Origin of the sequence: Desulfovibrio desulfuricans (assembly GCF_004801255.1) — a bacterium.
Taxonomy (GTDB): domain Bacteria; phylum Desulfobacterota; class Desulfovibrionia; order Desulfovibrionales; family Desulfovibrionaceae; genus Desulfovibrio; species Desulfovibrio desulfuricans_C.
This window is the reverse complement of the sequence record NZ_CP036295.1, coordinates 2,182,764-2,201,548: the sequence shown is the minus strand read 5'-3', so window position 1 is coordinate 2,201,548 and position 18,785 is coordinate 2,182,764. Positions and strand designations below refer to the sequence as shown.

At 60.5% G+C, this 18,785-nt stretch carries 19 protein-coding genes and 1 riboswitch; of the genes, 4 read left to right on the top strand and 15 right to left on the bottom strand.

Features of this window, described 5'->3' with window-relative positions:
- The first annotated feature begins 47 nt into the window (after positions 1 to 47).
- Positions 48 to 1,022 (top strand): glycosyltransferase, encoded by a 975-nt coding sequence (locus DDIC_RS09270; RefSeq protein WP_168732519.1) that lies wholly within the window; start codon positions 48 to 50, stop codon positions 1,020 to 1,022.
- Between the two features lie 106 nt (positions 1,023 to 1,128).
- Here DDIC_RS09270 and DDIC_RS09265 read toward each other — a convergent pair whose 3' ends face one another.
- Both DDIC_RS09265 and DDIC_RS09260 read right to left on the bottom strand, forming a co-directional pair.
- Entirely contained in the window at positions 1,129 to 1,584 is a 456-nt protein-coding gene (locus DDIC_RS09265) for a hypothetical protein (protein WP_136400175.1), read from the bottom strand.
- 201 nt (positions 1,585 to 1,785) lie between these two features.
- Positions 1,786 to 3,069 carry an O-acetylhomoserine aminocarboxypropyltransferase/cysteine synthase family protein gene (locus DDIC_RS09260; protein WP_136400174.1) on the bottom strand — a complete coding sequence of 428 codons (1,284 nt, stop codon included), beginning with the start codon at positions 3,067 to 3,069 and terminating at the stop codon, positions 1,786 to 1,788.
- A 247-nt stretch (positions 3,070 to 3,316) separates the two neighbouring features.
- Between DDIC_RS09260 and DDIC_RS09255 the strand changes: the two genes are divergently transcribed.
- Entirely contained in the window at positions 3,317 to 4,588 is a 1,272-nt protein-coding gene (locus DDIC_RS09255; RefSeq protein ID WP_136400173.1) for a competence/damage-inducible protein A, read from the top strand.
- Between the two features lie 88 nt (positions 4,589 to 4,676).
- On the opposite strand, the gene DDIC_RS09250 is transcribed toward DDIC_RS09255, so the two are convergent.
- The 5 genes from DDIC_RS09250 to DDIC_RS09230 form a co-directional block, all read right to left on the bottom strand.
- Complete coding sequence (locus DDIC_RS09250) at positions 4,677 to 5,000, bottom strand: DUF190 domain-containing protein (RefSeq protein WP_136400172.1); 324 nt, start codon at positions 4,998 to 5,000, stop codon at positions 4,677 to 4,679.
- 124 nt (positions 5,001 to 5,124) lie between these two features.
- On the bottom strand, positions 5,125 to 5,514 hold the full coding sequence (gene crcB, locus DDIC_RS09245; protein ID WP_136400171.1) for a fluoride efflux transporter CrcB: 390 nt from the start codon (positions 5,512 to 5,514) through the stop codon (positions 5,125 to 5,127).
- 152 nt (positions 5,515 to 5,666) lie between these two features.
- Positions 5,667 to 5,725, bottom strand: a riboswitch (Fluoride riboswitch).
- 48 nt (positions 5,726 to 5,773) lie between these two features.
- Positions 5,774 to 6,715 (bottom strand): symporter, encoded by a 942-nt coding sequence (locus DDIC_RS09240; protein ID WP_136400170.1) that lies wholly within the window; start codon positions 6,713 to 6,715, stop codon positions 5,774 to 5,776.
- Between the two features lie 76 nt (positions 6,716 to 6,791).
- Complete coding sequence (locus tag DDIC_RS09235) at positions 6,792 to 8,423, bottom strand: bifunctional metallophosphatase/5'-nucleotidase (RefSeq protein ID WP_136400169.1); 1,632 nt, start codon at positions 8,421 to 8,423, stop codon at positions 6,792 to 6,794.
- 94 nt (positions 8,424 to 8,517) lie between these two features.
- A complete protein-coding gene (locus DDIC_RS09230; RefSeq protein WP_136400168.1) occupies positions 8,518 to 9,066 on the bottom strand; it encodes a cysteine hydrolase family protein in 549 nt (182 codons plus the stop codon).
- Between the two features lie 239 nt (positions 9,067 to 9,305).
- On the opposite strand from DDIC_RS09230, the gene DDIC_RS09225 reads away from it, so the two are divergent.
- Both DDIC_RS09225 and DDIC_RS09220 read left to right on the top strand, forming a co-directional pair.
- On the top strand, positions 9,306 to 9,887 hold the full coding sequence (locus tag DDIC_RS09225) for an FmdE family protein (RefSeq protein ID WP_136400167.1): 582 nt from the start codon (positions 9,306 to 9,308) through the stop codon (positions 9,885 to 9,887).
- Between the two features lies 1 nt (position 9,888).
- On the top strand, positions 9,889 to 11,187 hold the full coding sequence (locus DDIC_RS09220) for a glycoside hydrolase family 3 N-terminal domain-containing protein (RefSeq protein WP_247647437.1): 1,299 nt from the start codon (positions 9,889 to 9,891) through the stop codon (positions 11,185 to 11,187).
- A gap of 365 nt (positions 11,188 to 11,552) precedes the next feature.
- Here the strand turns inward: DDIC_RS09220 and DDIC_RS09215 are convergent, their stop codons facing one another.
- The 8 genes from DDIC_RS09215 to nusG all read right to left on the bottom strand — a co-directional run bounded on the left by DDIC_RS09215 (position 11,553) and on the right by nusG (position 18,777).
- On the bottom strand, positions 11,553 to 13,106 hold the full coding sequence (locus DDIC_RS09215) for a c-type cytochrome (RefSeq protein WP_136400166.1): 1,554 nt from the start codon (positions 13,104 to 13,106) through the stop codon (positions 11,553 to 11,555).
- A 2-nt stretch (positions 13,107 to 13,108) separates the two neighbouring features.
- Positions 13,109 to 14,461 (bottom strand): cytochrome ubiquinol oxidase subunit I, encoded by a 1,353-nt coding sequence (locus tag DDIC_RS09210; protein WP_136400165.1) that lies wholly within the window; start codon positions 14,459 to 14,461, stop codon positions 13,109 to 13,111.
- A 3-nt stretch (positions 14,462 to 14,464) separates the two neighbouring features.
- A complete protein-coding gene (locus DDIC_RS09205) occupies positions 14,465 to 15,298 on the bottom strand; it encodes a c-type cytochrome (protein ID WP_136400164.1) in 834 nt (277 codons plus the stop codon).
- Between the two features lie 420 nt (positions 15,299 to 15,718).
- Positions 15,719 to 16,099 (bottom strand): 50S ribosomal protein L7/L12, encoded by a 381-nt coding sequence (gene rplL / locus DDIC_RS09200; protein ID WP_136400163.1) that lies wholly within the window; start codon positions 16,097 to 16,099, stop codon positions 15,719 to 15,721.
- Between the two features lie 51 nt (positions 16,100 to 16,150).
- On the bottom strand, positions 16,151 to 16,675 hold the full coding sequence (rplJ, locus tag DDIC_RS09195) for a 50S ribosomal protein L10 (RefSeq protein WP_136400162.1): 525 nt from the start codon (positions 16,673 to 16,675) through the stop codon (positions 16,151 to 16,153).
- Between the two features lie 168 nt (positions 16,676 to 16,843).
- Positions 16,844 to 17,551: a 50S ribosomal protein L1 gene (gene rplA / locus DDIC_RS09190; protein ID WP_136400161.1), complete on the bottom strand. Its 708-nt coding sequence runs from the start codon at positions 17,549 to 17,551 to the stop codon at positions 16,844 to 16,846.
- Between the two features lie 166 nt (positions 17,552 to 17,717).
- Positions 17,718 to 18,140, bottom strand: coding sequence for a 50S ribosomal protein L11 (gene rplK / locus DDIC_RS09185; protein ID WP_136400160.1), 423 nt, complete (start codon positions 18,138 to 18,140; stop codon positions 17,718 to 17,720).
- A 64-nt stretch (positions 18,141 to 18,204) separates the two neighbouring features.
- Positions 18,205 to 18,777 (bottom strand): transcription termination/antitermination protein NusG, encoded by a 573-nt coding sequence (gene nusG / locus DDIC_RS09180; protein WP_136400159.1) that lies wholly within the window; start codon positions 18,775 to 18,777, stop codon positions 18,205 to 18,207.
- Positions 18,778 to 18,785 lie beyond the last annotated feature (8 nt).

The following is an 18,785-nucleotide window of genomic DNA, read 5'->3' as shown; positions in this document are numbered from 1 at the left end:
CGGCCCGCATTCAGGTATGAGCGCGGATGCACGGCAGGAGAATGCCCATGAGCGGCTCCCTTCTCAATATCACCATCCCTGTGTTCAACAGGTATCACCTCACCCAAAAAACGCTGCTGGCCCTGCGCAAAACAGCGCCCGGCATCTCTTTTGCGATTACGGTGGTAGACAACGGCAGCGAGCCTGCCCTGCGTGAACGGCTGGTGGAATTGCGCACCAGCGGGATTATCGACAATCTTTTTTTACTGCCGCGCAACATGGGCGTATCGTGCGCCTGCAACATCGGCTGGCGCGCTGTAGACGCGCCGTATTACATGAAGCTGGACAACGATATGGTGGCCACGACGCCCCACTGGCTTGAAAATATTTTCAGGCTGTGGGCGCACGGCAATTCCCTGTCCATTGTGGGGCCGATTTTTGAAGAGCAAAAACTGACGGGCGATCCCGGCACGCTCCACACGTCCGACGGCATTCTTGGCATCTGCCATGGCAATGTGCCGGGGGGCGCTACCATCATCCCCAAGTCAGTGTCCGACACCATCGGCTACTGGAGTGAAGATTACGGCCTTTACGGCGCGGACGACGGCGATTACGGGGCCCGGCTCGAATGCGCGGGCATACCGCAGTACTGCTACGACGTGGGCCATTTTTTTGAACACTGCGGCTGCTTTGACAATTCGGAGTACGAAGACACGGAGCTGAACAAGAGCCGCGAGCACGGCCTGCTGTTCAATGATCTGGACGGCGGCGTGGGCATGTTTTTGGTCAACTACTACCTGTACAACATGTGCGTGCGCAACTGGAAGATACCCCTGCGCTATCGCATCAAGGATATGGACGGCTACAACGTCGTACTGGAGGAAGACCCCGCCTACGAACCCGTCAAGGTGGCCCTGCGCCGCAGCAAAGAGCTGATCGACAACCTCAGGGCAGCTGGCCGCAACAATGACCTGTATTCCAGTGCCGTGGTGCGCCGCCTCAAAAGGGTGTGGACTACCTGCGGGCAGGGCTGCGGCGACTAGCTCTGCAACAATACATTATGTATAAATAAAATGGCCTGACGGCAGTTCGTCAGGCCATTTTGCTTGTGCGGACGGGTCGCCGCCATGGGCGGTTGTTGCAGTTACGCTACTTGGGCAGCAGGTTGGCAAACTCCGTACTTTTTACATAGCGCTTGATAAAGGCCAGACCGAGCTTGCGGTCGCCGGTGATGGTGGTGACCATAAAAAAGTCGCCCGTGGCGGCCACCCATGACTGCCCCGGCGTTTGCTGCTGGGTAAAGGCAAAGGTGTACTGGCCGTTTTTTTCCACCGGCGGCTTGGGCGATTTAAACTGGGTGGCAAAGGTCTCGGCCACGGTTTTAAGATCCGCGCCGCCGTTGGGGCCGGTCACAAAGTTTACCGTAGAGTTGCCCGCGGCATTGCTGAAAATAACGGTGGTGACGCCCTGGTTTTCGGTTGGGGGCATTACCGCCTTCCAGTTGTCGGGCAGATCAACCGAAATATACTTTGTGCTTACTTCGTCAGCCAGCACTGGGGCGGCCAGGAGCATAAAAAAAAGCAACACCGCAAATTTTTTGAACATGGAACGTCTCCTGATTGGGTGCCCGCAGTAAGCGCCGACAATCTCCCAAAAGGTGGAAAAACCGGGCGCTGGGCATATGCGTTGAATCAGCCAGTTGTATGCAATGGCCCCTGAAAAGACAATGGCCTTTTACCCGGCCCGCAAGCAAAAGCGCCCCGACGCTCGGTGCGGCAGGGCGCTCAACTTGCATGCACCAAGGGGCTAACCCAGCGCCTGCGCGAGGTCTTCGATGATGTCATCCACGTGCTCAATGCCGATGGAAAGTCTGACCGTGTTGGGCTTGATGCCTGTCTCGGCCAGCTCGGCGTCGTTGAGCTGCGAGTGCGTGGTGGACGCGGGGTGGATGACCAGCGATTTGGCGTCCGCCACGTTGGCCAGCAGCGAAAAGACCTGCAGCCTGTCGATAAATGATCTGGCTTCGGCCGCGCCGCCCCTGACCTCAAAGGTAAAGATGGAGCCGCCCCCTTTGGGGAAGTACCGCTGGTACAGCGTATGGCTTGGGCTGTCGGGCAGGCTCGGGTGGTTGACCCGTTCAACCTTGGGGTGTTTTGCAAGGTAGCTCACCACGGCCAGCGCATTGCTGACATGGCGCTCGACCCTGAGCGAAAGGGTTTCCAGCCCCTGCAGCAGGATAAAGGCATTGAAGGGCGACAGCGTAGCCCCCAGATCGCGCAGCAGTATGGCCCTGGCCCTTACTGCAAAGGCAGCCTCGCCCACGGCCCGTGCAAAGCTGAGCCCGTGGTAGCTCGGGTCAGGCCCGCACAGACGGGGAAACTTGCCCGACGCCTCCCAGTCAAACTTGCCGCCGTCAATAATCACGCCGCCAAGGGTTGTACCGTGGCCGCCGATAAATTTTGTGGCCGAGTGCACTACAATGTCCGCCCCGTGCTCAATGGGCCGCAACAGCCACGGCGTGGCAAAGGTATTGTCCACCACCAGGGGGATGCCGTTGCCGTGTGCCAGCGCCGCCAGAGCTTCAATGTCCACAAGGTTGCTGTGCGGATTGCCAAGGGTTTCGATAAAGACGGCCCTGGTGCGCGGGGTGATGGCGCGCTCAAAAGCGCCGGGCTCGTCCGGGTCCACAAAGGTGGTGTCGATGCCCCATGATTTGAGCGTATGCGCCAGCAGGTTGTAGGTTCCGCCGTAGAGGGTTTTTTCCGCCACGATGTGGTCGCCCGCGCTGGCCAGATTCTGCAGGGCGTAGCTCACCGCCGCCGCGCCGCTGGCTGTGGCCAGAGCGGCAACGCCGCCCTCAAGGGCCGCTACGCGCTGCTCAAAGACGTCCTGCGTGGGGTTGGTCAGGCGACTGTAAATGTTGCCGGCATCCCTGAGGTTGAACCGCGCCTCAGCCTGGTCGCAATTGTCAAAAACAAAGGATGTCGTCTGATAAATGGGCACGGCCCGTGCGCCAGTAGCCAGATCTGGCTGCTCCTGACCCGCATGAACCTGCAGGGTCTCAAAACGCGGTTTTTTGTCCTTGCTCATGTCTGCCCCCTGATTCAGTTGCAGTGTTAGGATGTTGTAGTCGGGAAACTATTTCTTAGTAAATTGGTAAGAATTGGTGAGAAATGATTGGCCCAGATGTGAAAAGTTGTCAAGCGCCCAAGCTGTGGATATCCCGGCTTCCCCTGCGGCAACCTTCTTGCGTGGAGCATGCGGCGGGACTACGATGCTGGATTGAACGCAGTGCCGGTCTGTGAGGGCACTGCGCGTCTACAAAACCGGAGGCCGCATGAAGGCGGAAATCATATCGGTGGGCACAGAGCTTTTGCTGGGGCATACGGTCAATACCGATGCCACCCATGTGGCGCGCGAGCTTTCTGCCCTGGGGATGGATCTTTTACAGGTGCACACTGTGGGCGACAACCCGCAGCGGCTCGAGGCGGCCCTGCGCGAGGCCCTGCAGCGTGCGGAGGTGGTGATAACCACAGGTGGGCTTGGCCCCACAGAGGACGATCTGACCAAGGAGACCGTGGCCCTTGTGACCGGCGCGCCGCTGGAGGAACACCCCGACAGCATGGCCCGGTTGCGCGAATATTTTGGCACGCGGCCCATGTCGGCCAATCAGGCCAAGCAGGCCATGCTGCCGCGCGGGGCCGTGGCCTTTCCCAACCTGGCGGGCACTGCGCCGGGCTGCGCCACGCCTGCGGGCGATGGGCGATGGGTGCTCATGCTGCCCGGCCCGCCTTCCGAACTGCTGCCCATGCTGCACGACAGCGCCGCGCCTTTTTTGCAGCGCATGAGCGGGGCGGTTATCTCGTCATTTATGGTCAAGACTTTTGGTGTCGGCGAGGGCATTGCCGCCTTGCGCATAGCCAGTCTCACCGGCGGGGCAAACCCCACGGCGGCCACCTATGCGGGCGAGGCAGAAATGTTTGTGCGGGTGACGGCCAAGGCGCAGGACGCCGCCGCAGCCGAAGCGCTGGCCGCGCCCATGGTCGCCGAAGTGCGCAAACTACTTGGGCATTTTGTGTACGGGGTTAACGTTACGGGGCTTGAGGCCGTAGTGGTGGCGGAGCTGGCGAGTCTGGGCCAGACGCTTGCCACGGCGGAGTCGTGCACCGGCGGGCTGCTGGCCAAGCGCATTACCGACCAGCCCGGCTCTTCTGATGTCTTTGGCTACGGCATGATAACCTACGCCAACGAGGCCAAGCAGCGTCTGCTTGGCGTGCCGCAGGATATGCTGTGCAAGTACGGCGCGGTAAGCCCTGAGGTGGCGCAGGCCATGGCGCGGGGCGTGCGCGAGTACAGCGGCGCCGACTACGGCCTTGGCATTACCGGCGTGGCCGGGCCTGGCGGGGGCACGCCGCAAAAGCCCGTGGGGCTTGTGTACATTGCCCTGAGCGATGCGCGCAACGTCTGGGTGCGCGTCATGCGCCCGCAGGGGCGGTATCTGGGCCGGGAGTGGACGCGGCGTCTGGCCTCAAGTCACGCGCTCGACATGCTGCGCCGTCGTCTTGCGGACCTGCCAGTGGAAGACCAGTGGAGCCTTGATCAGGCTTGAAGCTCTGAGGCAATTTGCAACGCAACACCCGGTAAAAGCAGCCTTGCAGCCGTTTTTACCGGGTGTGTTTTTTTGCCGACAGGCAAAACTAGCCCTTTGTCGCGCCTGTGATGCCAAATTCCACGGGAATCTTCATGTAGAATATCTGCAGGTTTTCCTGATCGATGCGGGCAAAGAGTTTTTCGCTGTGTTCCGGGCTTACGGCCATGGTCACTTCCACGGGCTGCTCGCCCACGTCAAAAAAACGCGTGCTGTGGTATTTGCCGTCGCGCCCGTAACCGCCCTGCGCAGCGGCAAAGGTTGCTCCCTCGACGCCGATGGCCTTGGCCTCCTTGAGCAGCCATTCCGCAATGCTCAGATGACCGTGCGAGCGCCCCTGTTGCGTATAAAAGGTCAGTTTGTACCCGTTCATGGTTTACTCCTGAAGTAGGTTACCTGTGAAACCATGTTTCAAAGGTAAATGTCACGCATACCTTGCCGTCAGCACCAGACAGGCAGAAATTGTGTTGCGCGGGCCTTTTCAAGCGTGAAGCGCTCTAGCGAAAAAGGGATTTGAGAAGCGACACCGCGCCCAGCCCCATAAAAAAACAGACCAGTGACCCGCAAACGTGCAGGGTTATGGCCCCGGCCGCCATGCCAAGGCGTTGCTCCTGCAGCAGCGTGCCTATCTCCGCCGTAAAGGTAGAAAAGGTCGTGAGCCCGCCAAGAAAGCCCGTGATGATGAACAGCCGCCACTCGGGCGCCAGGCCGGGCAAGCTGTTGAATACGCCCAGTGATACCCCGATGCCAAAGCCGCCAAGAAAGTTGGCGGCCACCGTACCCAAGGGGACAGCGGGAAAAATGGAATTGAGCAGCATGGAAAGCACCCAGCGCAGGCAGGCCCCTGCCCCGGCCCCCAGCGTAATCACAAGAACATTTTTGACCATGATGTCAACCTGATATGCGGTGCGGGGACGCGTTGCCCGGCAAGCGCTCCGTCCGTGTTTGCGGTTTGCCGCGGCAGCGGTAATGCCCCGGCGTTGGATAAAAAAAGCAACCGCGCTTTGGCGCGGTCGCAAAAAAGTCTACCAACGCCATGGCCCTGGTAGGAGTTATCAGCAAATGCGGTTCAAGGGGAACCCCATCCCCTGTCTGCTTTTACCTCGGCCGGGTGCAGAAGTAAATACGTCGCCGTTTGCTGCAGTGTCAGGCTTTTTTGCCGCTGCGGCTGCACAGGCGGTAATAAAACAGCAGTACGTACAGGGGGGCCAGATAGGCGGCGGACATGATCGCCTCTGTGGCGCTGAAAAATTCCATGCACACAATCATCACCAGCACGTTGTTGATGACCCCAAACGAGATAAGAAAGGCCATGCCCACCTGTCTGCTCATACGCCGGGCCAGCGGCATGGCGGCCAGGGTCATGATGAGGCACAGCAGCGAGGCCGCCGCCAGCGACTTGAGCAGCAGCTGCGGCGACTGCCGCAGCTGGTCGCCGTAATGGCTGAAAATGGCAATGTTGGAAACGATAATAGACACGGTGAGTAATGGAAACTGCCAGCGTTGCAGCAGATTGCGCAGACCGTCCAGATGGATGCGCGTGATGTGCGCGGCGGCAAAGGGAACAAGGATGGTCACGCAGAGCGAAAGGCTCATGTGCCCCAGCTCAAGATGCGCCGGCATGTCGAGGGGGGTCAGCCCCAGCAGCCGCAAGCCCGCGTCGGTGGCGGAAAGCAAGGCGGGCAGGCTGGCGGGCAACAGCAGGGATGTGGCTATGTTGGCTACAAGAATCAGCGCCGTATTGGCCCCGACCATCAGCGAAAAAACAGCGGCCATGACTCCAATAGGGGCCGCGCCCAGCAAAAAGGCTCCCAGCGCGAACTGGGGCATGAGCAGGCGAAAAACCGCAAGGCACAGCAGGGGCAGCAGTATAAGCCGCAGAATGATCAAAAAACAGAGCGTGCCCGTCATGTGGCGTATCTCGCGCACCAGCGCCTCCATGCCCACAGCCAGAAAACTCATGTAGAGCATGAAAATGAGGATAAGGCGCGGCATGGCGGCAAGCGGCTCCGCCACCTGGGGCAGAAAGACGCCTGCCGCCATGGAAAGCAGCGAAGTCATGACCATGATAAGGTCGCGGGAATTCATAAAACCTCAACTTTTTTGCCACATTGCTCAACCCGGTTACCCTTGGCAAGCTTGGCGGCAGGCAATGCGGCCAGATTCAGCGGGTCTGGCGCGTCAGTCTGTCTGGCGGCAGGGCGGTCAGGGGGCTGTGCTTTTTGATGTACGCAGCCAGCACATCCACGTCCGCCGCGTCCGGAGCTTCCACGGGCGCGCCCTTGGCCAGCATGGCGTAACCGTCGCCCTTGCGCTCAAGATAGTCGATCAGGGCGACCCGGTACCGCGTCGCAGGCTCGATGGCGCGCGCGGCGCCGTTTGCTTCCAGCAGTTCCGCGCTGACAATGCGCTTGCCCGAAGGCAGCTCAGGATTGTAGACGTAGCGCAACCCCGCCGTGTGCAGCAGCGGCGAGCTCACGCCCTTGTAGTCGGCCACGCCGTGCTCCAGCGCCGCCAGCAGCTGCTGGCCGGTGAAGTCGCGGATAATGACCTTGTTGCCAAAGGGCAGCACCGCCAGCATGTCGCCCATGTTCAGCGGCCCCTGCCGTAGCGGCGCGCGTAGTCCGCCGCCGTTGACCAGGGCAATTTGCGCTCCGTACGGGCGACCGTATTCGAGCATGGACTCTGTTGCGATCAGGCCGGAGAGGCACTCGCCCACGCGGCACTGGTGCAGACCGTCGGGGGCGTTGAGGTTGTTTTGCCCCACGGTGACGGATGTGAAGACCTGCAGTTTTTGCGCATACTGGGCGATCTTGGCCTCCACCGCCGGGTCGGGCGCGATTGAGGCGTCAAGCTGCAGGGCCGCGCCCTGCCAGCGCACCGGCACGCCCTGCGCGTCAAAGGTGACCTCAAGCTGTCCAAGGTACTTGGCCAGCGCCCCAGCTGTAACGACCAGCACTGGTTTGCCGGAGGGCGAATGCTCCACCAGCGGGTACGGCCCCTTGGACGAGCCGGGGCCAAGATAGTCGTGGGTATGTCCACCCACAATAATGTCGATGCCGTCCACGCTGCGGGCAAGCTCCAGATCCTTGGGCAGGCCCAGATGCGTGACGGCGATTATGTGCCGGACGCCCTGCTTTTCAAGCTCCGCCACGGCTTTTTTGAGGGTCGCATCGCTTTTGTAGAACCATGTTTCGGGGCAGGCCGCCGAAAGCGTGCGCACGCTGGGGTTGGCCAGGCCCACAATGCCCACCTTTACGCCCCGTATTTCCTTGATGATCCAGGGGCGCACGGGGGCTCCCCGCAGCGGACAGCCGGGGCGGGCGTCGAGGTTGGCGGCCAGCACGGGGTAGGGCTGCGCCCGTACAAATCCGGCGGTGGCTTGGCAGCCGTCGTCAAACTCGTGGTTGCCCAGCGTCATGGCGTCGTAGGGCAGCAGGGTATTGATGTCGGCCAGCATGGGCCACTTGTTGGCTGTAAAAAACAGGGTTCCCTGAAACTGGTCGCCGGCGTCAAGGGCCAGCACATTGTCATGGGCGGCGCGGGCCTGTTGCATGGCGGTGGCAAGGCGGGCCAGCCCGCCGGTGCAGCCCTCGGACTGCAGACAGGCGTTGCCGTGGGCATCCCTGCCCGCAAGGTATGAATGCAGGTCATTGGTGTGCAGCAGCAACAGCTCAAGGCCTGCTGCGTCCTGCGCCGGGCAGGCCGGGGAGAGCAGACAAAAACCGGCAAGCAGGCTGGCGCACAGGGCCAGCGTCAGGGCGGCGGCCCGTACGCGCGACAGTATTTGGGTCATGGTGTTTTCCCTCATGAAGGCGGTCCGAAGTCCTGCGAGGCCAAACGCCCGGCAGTGCGCAGCGGGCGGATGCTGGTCCCGGCTTGGCCCCGGTTCAGTCAAGCATCGAGCAAAGCTCCCGCGTGCTCCGAACCTGGGCAAAAACCTGGCCCAGAGCCGCCATGTAGGCGGTTTGCACATCGGCGGCGCAAACGGTTTTGCCGTTGTGCTCAAGGTCGCGCGTGGCGCAGGCGTCGTGGGCAAGGCTGCAGCTGAAGCCAAGGTCAAAGGCGGCGCGGGTGGTGGTATCCACGCACATGTGGGTCATCATGCCCGCCAGGACAATGCCGGCAATGCCCTGCGCCTTCAGCAGGCCGAGCAGGGGCGTGTCGCGAAAGGAGTTGGGAAAGTGCTTTTCCACCACTGTTTCGCCAGCATGCGGGGCAACGTTTTTGTGAATAAGCGCCCCCGGCGTGCCGGGCAAAAAAAACGTGGCAGTGGGCGCCAGCGAGATATGCTGCACATGAAAAACGGGCCGTTTGGCCCTGCGAAATGCGTCGAGAAGCTGGGCGGCGCTGTTTGCCGCAGCTTCGCTGCCGCACAGCTCCATGTTGCCGCCAGGAAAGTAATCGTTTTGAATATCGATGAGTATGAGGGCCTGCATGTGTCGTGCCTCACGCGGGCGAGCCGCTCGTTGAGTTTCAAAGGACGCCCGGAACATGTTGGGCTATGCACAACGGATACAGCCCGTGCCTTGCGCGGTCAAGCGCCCGCGCAGCCCTTGACGCTGCACGGCAATTGGTGACATTTGAAAAGGTGCACGCATTGCCATTCAGGCGCAGGCAGCCTGCCTGCGCATCCTACTTTTGTCCCGCAGCCTGCGGGCGGCATTCTGGATCATTCATGAATATAGGTAGTTATACGTTTTTACAGTTTCATGAAATTGCAGAAGACTTTCACGGCTGCGCGGCTCCTGGTCTGCTCATTGGCGGCTATATGGTGGAGCTTGGCAAGGGCCTGTTGCCTGAGGGCACCCTTTTTGAAGCATTGGTTGAAACCGGCAAATGCCTGCCGGACGCCGTGCAGCTGCTCACCCTGTGCAGCACCGGCAACAGGCGGCTGCACATCCGCGACTTGGGGCTCTACGCGGTTTCACTCTACAACAAAAAAGACGGCGTGGGCGTGCGGATAAGCATTGATCCGGCCCGGTTGTACGCCTTTCCTGAGATACGCGGCTGGTTTATGAAAGAAAAACCCAAGTATGCCCAGGATATAAACGAACTGGAGCGGCAAATTGAAGACGCAGGGCACAGCATCTGCAAGGTGCAGCGCGTACAGATGGACAAGGAGCTGCTGGGACATGCCCACGTGGGAGCTATCGGCGTCTGCCCGCGTTGCGGCGAGGCCTACCCTCTGGAACACGGCGCACAGTGTCTTGGCTGTCAGGGGCAGGCTCCCTATGTTGCCCTGGACCCGGAGGCGTAAGGTGCGGCTGCTGGTTGCCATTGCACACGGGGCGGTGCCCCCGGCGGGCCGAGTCCTGCGCGTTGCTCTTGCCCACGCGATCCGGGCGGCAAATCGGCTTGCTTTTGTGCTGCTGTTTGCCTGCCTTGCGGCAGGCATGGCGGGCGGCAAGGCTGCCTTTGGCGCGCCCGGCGCGCTGGCGGCTGCGCCGGGCAAGACTGCGGCGGCCAAGGTTACCCCTCCGCTCGACATCATGATTGGTTCCATGCTCATGCTGGGCTTTCGCGGAGCGGAGTTGCCGCAGGGCGATGCTTTTCTTGAACAGGTGCGCAGCGGGCATGTGGGGCATATTATCCTGTTTGACCGTGACGTTACCACCGGCGGCGAGCGCAATATAGTTTCGCCCCAGCAGCTGAGGCAGCTCACGGCAACCCTGCGGGCGGTCTCGCCCGGCCCCCTGCTGATAGCGGTGGATCAGGAGGGCGGGCGCGTGCGGCGGCTCAAGCCGCAGCGCGGATTTGCGGATTTGCCCTCCGCGCAGAGCATGGGCGCGTCGCAACCGGACAGAACCCGCACCATAGCCCGGGCGCTGGGCAAGGAGCTGGCGGGCTACGGCATTTCGGTAGATCTGGCTCCGGTGGCCGATGTAAACAGCAACCCCGCCAACCCTGCCATCGGGGCGCTTGAGCGCAGCTTCAGCCCTGACCCGGCTAAGGTTGCGGCGCATGCGCTGGCCTTTGGGCAGGGGCTTGCGCAGCAGGGGGTTATCCCCGCGCTCAAGCATTTTCCCGGTCAGGGAGGCGCGCAAAAAGATTCGCATCTGGGGCTGACAGACATCAGCCGCTGCTGGAACGCCAGGGCCGACCTCGCGCCCTATGCGCAGGCCTTTGCCCAGGGCTGGCCGGGCATGGTCATGCTTGGCCATCTGTACCACAAGGGGCTTGACCCGCAGTACCCCGCCACACTCTCCCGCGCGGTGGTTACGGACCTTCTGCGGGGCCGTATGGGCTGGCAGGGGGTAATAATCAGCGACGACATGCAGATGAAGGCCATCACCGACCACTACGGCATGGAGCAGGCTGTTTTGCTGGCGGTAAACGCGGGGGTGGACATTTTGCTGTTCGGTAATAACTTATATTGGGATGCAGACCTGCCCAGCAAAGCCTTTGCAGCGCTCAAGGGGCTTGTGGACAGCGGCAAAATTTCGCAGCAGCGCATCATGGAGTCATGGCTGCGCATCTCCACCCTGTACGCAACCCGCGCCACCGCAGCCAGGGCCGCAGCCGACGGATCGGCAGGGCTTTATCCCTGGGCCCGGTAACGCGGCGGAGGTAGTATGGATACACTCATTCTTCTGCTGGTATTCGGCGGCATTGCCGCCCTGTACCTTCTGGCCCTCAAAAAAGGCTGGCTGCCCACAGACCGCCTGAACTGCGGCTGAGTTCCCTTTGACAAGCAGCGTGCTCTGCTTGAGGAAGAAGAACGCCGCCTGCGCAAAAAAGCCAAAAAAGCCGCGGGCAAACAGTGCCAGTAACTAGTTATTATTGTTGAATTGTTTTTCAACGGGCTGTCTGAACACGACCGGATAACGCAAAGCCCCCGTTCCATAAGGAGCGGGGGCTTTGCTATGCCGCGACAGGGGGCCGCCCGAGCTGCGGGCTGTCAGCGTCCTCAAATCCGGCTGGTTTACTGTTTGGCGTGTGAAGCGCGAAAGCTGTTGCAGATGATCGCCAGGTCATCGCGCACGGCGGCCGGCTGATTGCGGTACGCGGGCATGCCCGTGCCGGGGTAGCCCTCGGTGATGATTTTGAGCGCGCGTTCGTGGCTTACGCTGCTGCGGCGAAAGTCCGGCGGCGGGGGCTGCATGGCCCGACCGGCGGTGCTGACGCTGCCGTTGGCCGCGTGACAGCTGGCGCAGGTGGCTATCCAGACCTCCAGCGAAGCGGGGCTGATATCGCGCTCGGGAGGCGGCGTGGCCGCAAACATGGAAAAGCGCCTGTCCATGGCGTCCAGCAGGCTTTCCAGCTTTTCTCGGTCATACATGCGAAAGTAGGGCATGCCCGTGCCCGGAGTGCCGTCGCGCACCATTTCGTAGGCGTAGTCGCGGTCAATTTTCATGGCGGCAAGCTCCGCAGCCGGGATGCGCAGGCGGTGCGATTCCGGCCCCACGCCGCGTCCGTCCAGGCCGTGACAGGGCTCGCACGCGCCGTCGTAAATGGTGTCGCCATTGTCGTAGACGGTGCGCAGCTTGACGGCAAAGGCCTCCAGCGCCTTTTGGCTGAAGGGGGCCAGCTCGCTCGCCCTCTGCTGGCGCTCGGCCAGGGCCTGCGCCTGCGTCGGCGCCATGGCCTCGCCCTGCAGCAGCTGGCGGGCCAGCAGCATGGATGCAAAAATCACGGGCAGCAGGGCCAGCATGCGATAGTCGGCGGCGGCACAATCCGGGCGCAGCAGCCACAGCGCCATCCCCAGAGCCAGCATGCCAAGGCCAAGCAGGGTCAGCACCGGTACGGTGAGCTGCGGCAGCAGGGTTGCCAGCAGGGCAAGGCCCAGCACCGCCTGGGCCGCAAGAGCGCCCAGCAGCCATTTGCGCAGCAGCCGGGCCCTGGGGGCGTCGTCCCTGGCCGAGTAAAACAGGTGAAAGGCCGCGCCAAAGGCCAGCGCTGCGCCCAACACATGCAGATAGCGCAGTATCCAGTGAGGCAGCCAGACCGTATCTGGCCTTATGCCGCGTGCGGCAAAGTCGACCCAGCTCGCGGGCCGCTCCATGAGGGTCAGCGCGCCGGTAAAGATGGCGGGCACCGTGAGCAGCGCAGCAACGCCCAGTATGCCGCAGATCAGGGCCAGCCACACGCTGGTGCCCAGCTTGTGGGCAAAGGCGTCAAACAGCAGAAAGGCCGTGATCAGCAGGGGGATAATGGCCATCCATACATACGAAAAAAGCCCGGTAACGGTAAAAAATGCGTGCGAATGGCTTACCTGCATGAGCAGCAGCGGCCCGACGCCCAGCACCACAGCCAGGCTCTTGAGCCCCATGTGCGAATGCGCGACGTGTTCGTTCCAGTGCTGCGCGGGCGAGGGCTGACGCAAAAGGTCGCGTAAAAATAACAGCAGGCTCAGTACTGCCGTGCCCAGCATCAGCAGCACAAACAGCAGGTGCAGGCCAAAGGTGACAAACAGCAGCCCCCGCATCCAGCCTTCGGGCAAGGGCATGTTGAGGAAAAGGTCAGTCCATTGCTGCATGGCTACTTCTCCCTGGCTGCCTGCTGCGTGCGGCGCGAGTAGTTGGACGAAAGCTGGAACAGATACTCGGTCAGCAGCGTGCGCTCCTGTTCGGACCCCACAAAGGGCGTCATGTAAGGGGCCAGCCGCTGCGTTATGCCCAGCATGGCGTTGATGCCGTCTGCCGAGCGGCCTGCCAGCCGCTGATCAATGCCGTTGACGCCGCTTTCTGCGTGGCAGACGCCGCAGTTGGCGGCAAACAGCGTTTTGGCTGCCTGTGCCGCAGGGGGCAGGCTTGCGCTGGTGTTGACCCAGCGCAAGCGCGGCAGCAGGGGCTGATTGTCGGCGGCCAGGGCCTCGCTTTCTATCAGGGTTATCTGGCTGGCGTGCATATAGCCCGGCATCAGGTACGGCCCGCGAATAAATTCGCGCACCCGTTCAAATTCCATCACCATGCACAGGCTCAACAGCACAGCCGGTATGCACAGGGCGCGGCTCAGCAGGGGGCTGCGGCTCAGGGCTGCCAGAGCGGCCAGCACCAGCACCAGTACCGCAACGGTATTGGCCGCAGGCAGAAAATCGGGCAGCTGCGAAAGGTGCGACGTGGCGACGGCAAACTTCCAGTGGGTAAGGTAGGTCAGGGGAACCCGCAAAAAATACACGTAACTTGCGGCCGCCGTAACGGCCAGCGAAGCCAGCAGGGCGATGCCGCAGGCGCGTAATGCCCTGCCGCGCTCGTCGGGCGTGCCCTTGAAGCGCCAGGCGACCCAGGCAAGCAGCAGCAGCGCGCCAATAGCGATGCCGCCCCCGACACGCAAAAAACACTGGGGGATAAATGTGGGGTTAAAGTATGCCTCGGTAAAGCTGCGGGCCCATGGCCAGCCCTGGGGGGTAAGCATAAAGCCCAGAATGCCCGTGATAAGCACGGCGGAAACAAATGACGTGGCCACATAGGCCCAGCCGATGGCCGCAAGGACGCCGGGTTTGCGCTCCGCAAGTTTGTCCCACAGGTAGTAGTAGCACAGCAGCAGGATAACCTCGGCTGTAAAGGCGAACCACTCGATAAACCATGGCCAGAAAAAAAGATGGATGAGTGCGCCGATGCCCTCGGGGGCGAGGCTGCCGGTCAGAATCCATATGCCCACGCCCGTAACGGCCCCTATGGAGGTAGTCGCAATGACCAGCGGCCCCAGCACCTGCCGTGCGATCCTTGCCCAAAAGGCTCCCTTGCCCTGCCATGTGAGCGTCTGAAAGGTAACCAGCATAGCCATGAGGCCGATGGCCAGCCCGTGGCTGATGCAGACGTGCAGTACAGCGTTGAGGGCAATGGTCATGCCGTCGCCCACCACAGGAATATGCAGAATAGGAAAGTTCATGGCTTACTTTCCTTGCGCGGGCTGGGCAGAAAACACAGGGCGAGGCTGGGCGTTTACGTAGGAGGACACGTCGAGCGCCTGTTCCGGCGTGAGCGTGGCGGCGTCGGGCGGCATAAAGCGGTGGGTAAAGACCGCAAAGGTATTTATGTCGTGCAAGGATGATCCGTCGGTGTACGCGCCTTTGCCCCACAGCGGGGGTGAACCGTCGCCCGCCTCGCCGTGACAGGCCGCGCAGGCGTCGGCATAGACCTGTGCGCCGCTGACTGCATCAGCCTTGTGGCTGCCGCCCAGGGCAGCAGGTAGAGCCCAGGGTATGCTGGCGTACACGGGAATGTCTTTTGAAATCCATTGCAGATAGGCAAGTATGGCCTGCATGTCGCGGCTGTCGAGCGCGGGCGGGGTTGCATTGAGGTTGCGGGCAAAGCAGTCTTGCACTTTTTGGGCGAGGTCAATGCTGCCTTTATGGCTGGCCGAAAATCGCGGGTAGGTAGCGGCTGCGCCCACAAGACTGATTGAATTCTTGCTGCGCCCGGCTTCAAGATGACAGGTAGCGCAGGTCAGCTCGTTGCCCGCGTGCCCCGGTGCGTACTGCGCCGTGTCCGTTAAAATATTGTAGCCAAGCATGACGGCGTCGCGGATGGCCTCTGGGGCATCCTGCGGTCGCGGAGGGTTAAACTGCGGTTCTGCCGCTGGCCCTGTGTGCAGCGAGTTCTGCACCTGAGCGGGAGGACTTTGCCGGACTGCAGCGCCATAGTGAAAAAAAGTGAGCATCCACGCGCCAAAGACCAGCAAAAGACAGGTCAGAGCGAGGGCGTAGAGCAGATTGCGGTTGTTCATGGCGGCTCCGGGTTGCGGTGACCGTGGTTCTATCTGGCCAAAGGCCGCAAAAAACGTCAACGATTGGGAACAGCAACTTCCGTTACATGATCCATTTCACTCTTATGGGTATCAGAACATCCCGCTATGTCAACACAGCGGGATAATCAATGTCTGTCCCCTTTGGCGGCAAAAGAGCAATGCAGCAACAGGCCAACTTCATTGGTAGCGGTGCCATGCGCACCGCAAAACAGCCGCGTGCGCATGGCTGCCTGAAAAGTTGTATGGCAAAATGTCTGCGGGGGAGGTGCGGCAGAGATGTGGCTGACAACGCAGCTTTGACAAGGGGACAGACAGCTTCACTGCTGTCCGGCGCAAGAAAAAGGACACAAAAAAAGGCGGAACCCGAAGGTTCCGCCCAAAAGTACGGTAAAACCGAACTTACTTCACTTCGACAGTGGCGCCAGCTTCGGTAAGCAGCTTCTTGGCTTCTTCGGCTTCATCCTTGGACACGCCTTCCTTCAGGGTGGAGGGGCAGCCGTCGACCTTTTCCTTGGCTTCCTTGAGGCCAAGGCTGGTCAGAGCGCGCACAGCCTTGATGACGCCGATCTTGTTGGCGCCAGCTTCCTTCAGGATCACGTCGAATTCGGTCTTTTCTTCGGCGGCTTCAGCAGCGGCAGCGGGGGCGGCCATAACCATGGCGGCGGCGGGAGCGGCAGCGGAAACACCAAACTTTTCTTCCAGTTCCTTGATGAACTCGGAGAGTTCAAGAACGGTCATATTGGAGATAAAATCAACAACTTCTTCTTTGGTAACGGCCATGATAAGTCTCCTGATCTTTGGCTTGAGTTCAAATAATTCGATGGCTGATTGCTATGCAGCGTTGGCTTTCTGATCTTCGATGCCCTTGAGGGCATAGAGCAGGCCACGCAGCACGTTGGCGAACAGCGAAACAAAATTGGTGGGCACGGCGTTCATGGTGCCGAGCAAATGACCGAGCAGCTGCTCCTTGCTGGGCAGCTTGGCCAGAGCGTCAATCTGGGCGGCATCCATAGCCTTGCCGTCCAGGCTGGCGCAGCGCAGCTCAAAGAGCTTGCTTTGCTTGGCAAAATCGCTGAGCGCCTTGGCCACCGCCACGGGGTCATCGAACCCAAAGGCCACGCCGCAGTTATCATGGAACTTGTCCTTGATAGCGTTGTGCGTACCGTCGGTAAGAGCAATGCGGGCCAACGTGTTTTTAACGACGTGATATTCGCCGCCTGCAGTACGCAGGGAAACACGCAGGTTCGTCAGCTCTTCCACCGTCATGCCCTTGAAGTCCGTGATAACCGCAAAAGAAGCTTTGTCGGCACGGGCCTTAACGGCTTCAATTATAGCGGCTTTTCCAGACCTGTTCACGTGATACCTCTCACGTTCGGGGTTGCCAGGTGGAATGCCGAGCCAAAGAAGATGTGTCTAGACAGGGTATTAAGAGCTTTCGCCCACCTGTCGTCTTCGACTCGAATTCCGGTTCCTTAGACAGATTGTGGGCGCACTGCAAAACAGCGCACCCACAAACTTGAGAGCTTAGCCCTCAAGAAATTTTTTAACCTGAGCCATGTCGACCTTGAAGCCGGGACCCATGGTGGTGGACACTGCCATGGAGAGCATGTAGCTGCCCTTGGCGGCAGAAGGCTTAAGGCGGTTGACGGCGTCAAGCAGGGCCTTGAGGTTGCCCAGAATCTTTTCGGGGCCAAAAGAAACCTTGCCGAGGGGAGCGTGCAGCACGCCAGCCTTGTCAACCTTGAAGTCGACGCGACCAGCCTTGAGTTCGGTGACGGCCTTGGTCAAGTCAAAGGTGACGGAGCCGGTCTTGGCGTTGGGCATAAGACCACGGGGGCCAAGCACGCGACCGATCTGACCCACAAGGGCCATGACGTCGGGGGTGGCGACGGCGGCATCAAATTCGAGCCAGCCTTCCTTGACCTTGGCGACCAGTTCTTCCGCGCCCACAACATCGGCGCCGGCTTCGCGGGCTTCGGCCTGCTTTTCGCCCTTGCAGAAAACGGCAACGCGCACAGTCTTGCCAAGCCCGTTGGGCAGGGTCACAGCGCCGCGCACCATCTGATCAGAATATTTGGGGTCAACGCCGAGGCGAACGGCCACATCGACAGTTTCATCAAATTTGGCAAATGAAGCGCCGAGCGATTTGCTCACTGCGTCTTCAATGCTGAAGCGATCCTGAAGGTTGCTACCTTCAAGAGCCTTGCGGAAATTCTTGCCATGTCTGGGCATGAGATAATCCTTTCGTTTTGCATCTCCTGCCGGACTTTGTCTTGCGCAAAGGCGGCAGTACAATTGATTTCAACGATGGCCGTCAGGCGTATGCCGTCAAGCCGTAAGGCTGGTTTGCCGTATATGCAACGAGCGCCCAGAGGCGCTCACGGCGTAAAAAGGAGCCTTACTTAACGTCAATGCCCATGCTGCGAGCGGTGCCAGCAATGGACTTCACCGCAGCTTCAACGCTGGCAGCATTCAGATCGGGCAGCTTCAGCTTGGCGATTTCTTCAACCTGAGCCATGGTCAGGCTGCCAACCTTGTTACGGTTGGGTTCGCCGGAACCCTTTTCGATCTTGGCGGCTTTCATGATCAGCACCGAGGCCGGGGGGGTCTTGGTGATGAAGGTGAAAGAGCGGTCAGCATACACGGTGATGACCACAGGAATGATGGTGCCCTTCTGTTCCATGGTGCGGGCATTGAATTCCTTGCAGAAACCCATGATGTTCAGGCCATGCTGACCCAAAGCGGGACCCACCGGCGGCGAGGGGTTAGCCGCGCCTGCGGGGATCTGCAGTTTGATTTTGGCAACTTCTTTCTTGGCCATTTGCGTTATCCTTCATCGCTGCTCGCACTGGTCAGGGCAAACCCGACCGCGCGGGGGCAAGTCATTAACCTTTGGATACCTGCACAAAATCCAGTTCCACAGGGGTCTGACGACCAAAAATGGAAACGGAAACGCGCAGTTTCCCCTTGTCGTAGTTGACGTCTTCCACAACGCCATTGAAGCCGCCAAACGGCCCTTCAATAACGCGTACTTCGTCGCCGCGGTCAAAGTTGAACTTGGGCCTTGGCGTTTCCTGGCGCGACTCCATGAGATCGAGTATGCGCTGGGCTTCGCTTTCACGCATCGGGGTAGGACGGTTTTTGCCGCCAACAAACCCCGTGACCTTGGGGATGGACTGAACCAGATGCCAGGAAAGATCCGTCATGGTCATGCGAACCATGACATACCCGGGGTAGAACTTGCGAGTAGAGGTGCGTTGCTGGCCGCCCTTGGTAGGTTCGATGACCTTTTCCGTGGGCACAACAATTTCCTCAATAAGCCCCTCATCCTGCCCGGTGCGGCGCAACTCGTTAATGGTCTTCTGCACACGCTGCTCAAAACCAGAGTAGGTGTGCACGATGTACCAGCGAGCCTTTTTGCAGAGCTCGGAAGTTTCGTCGATAACAGGGTCTTTCATATTGGCCT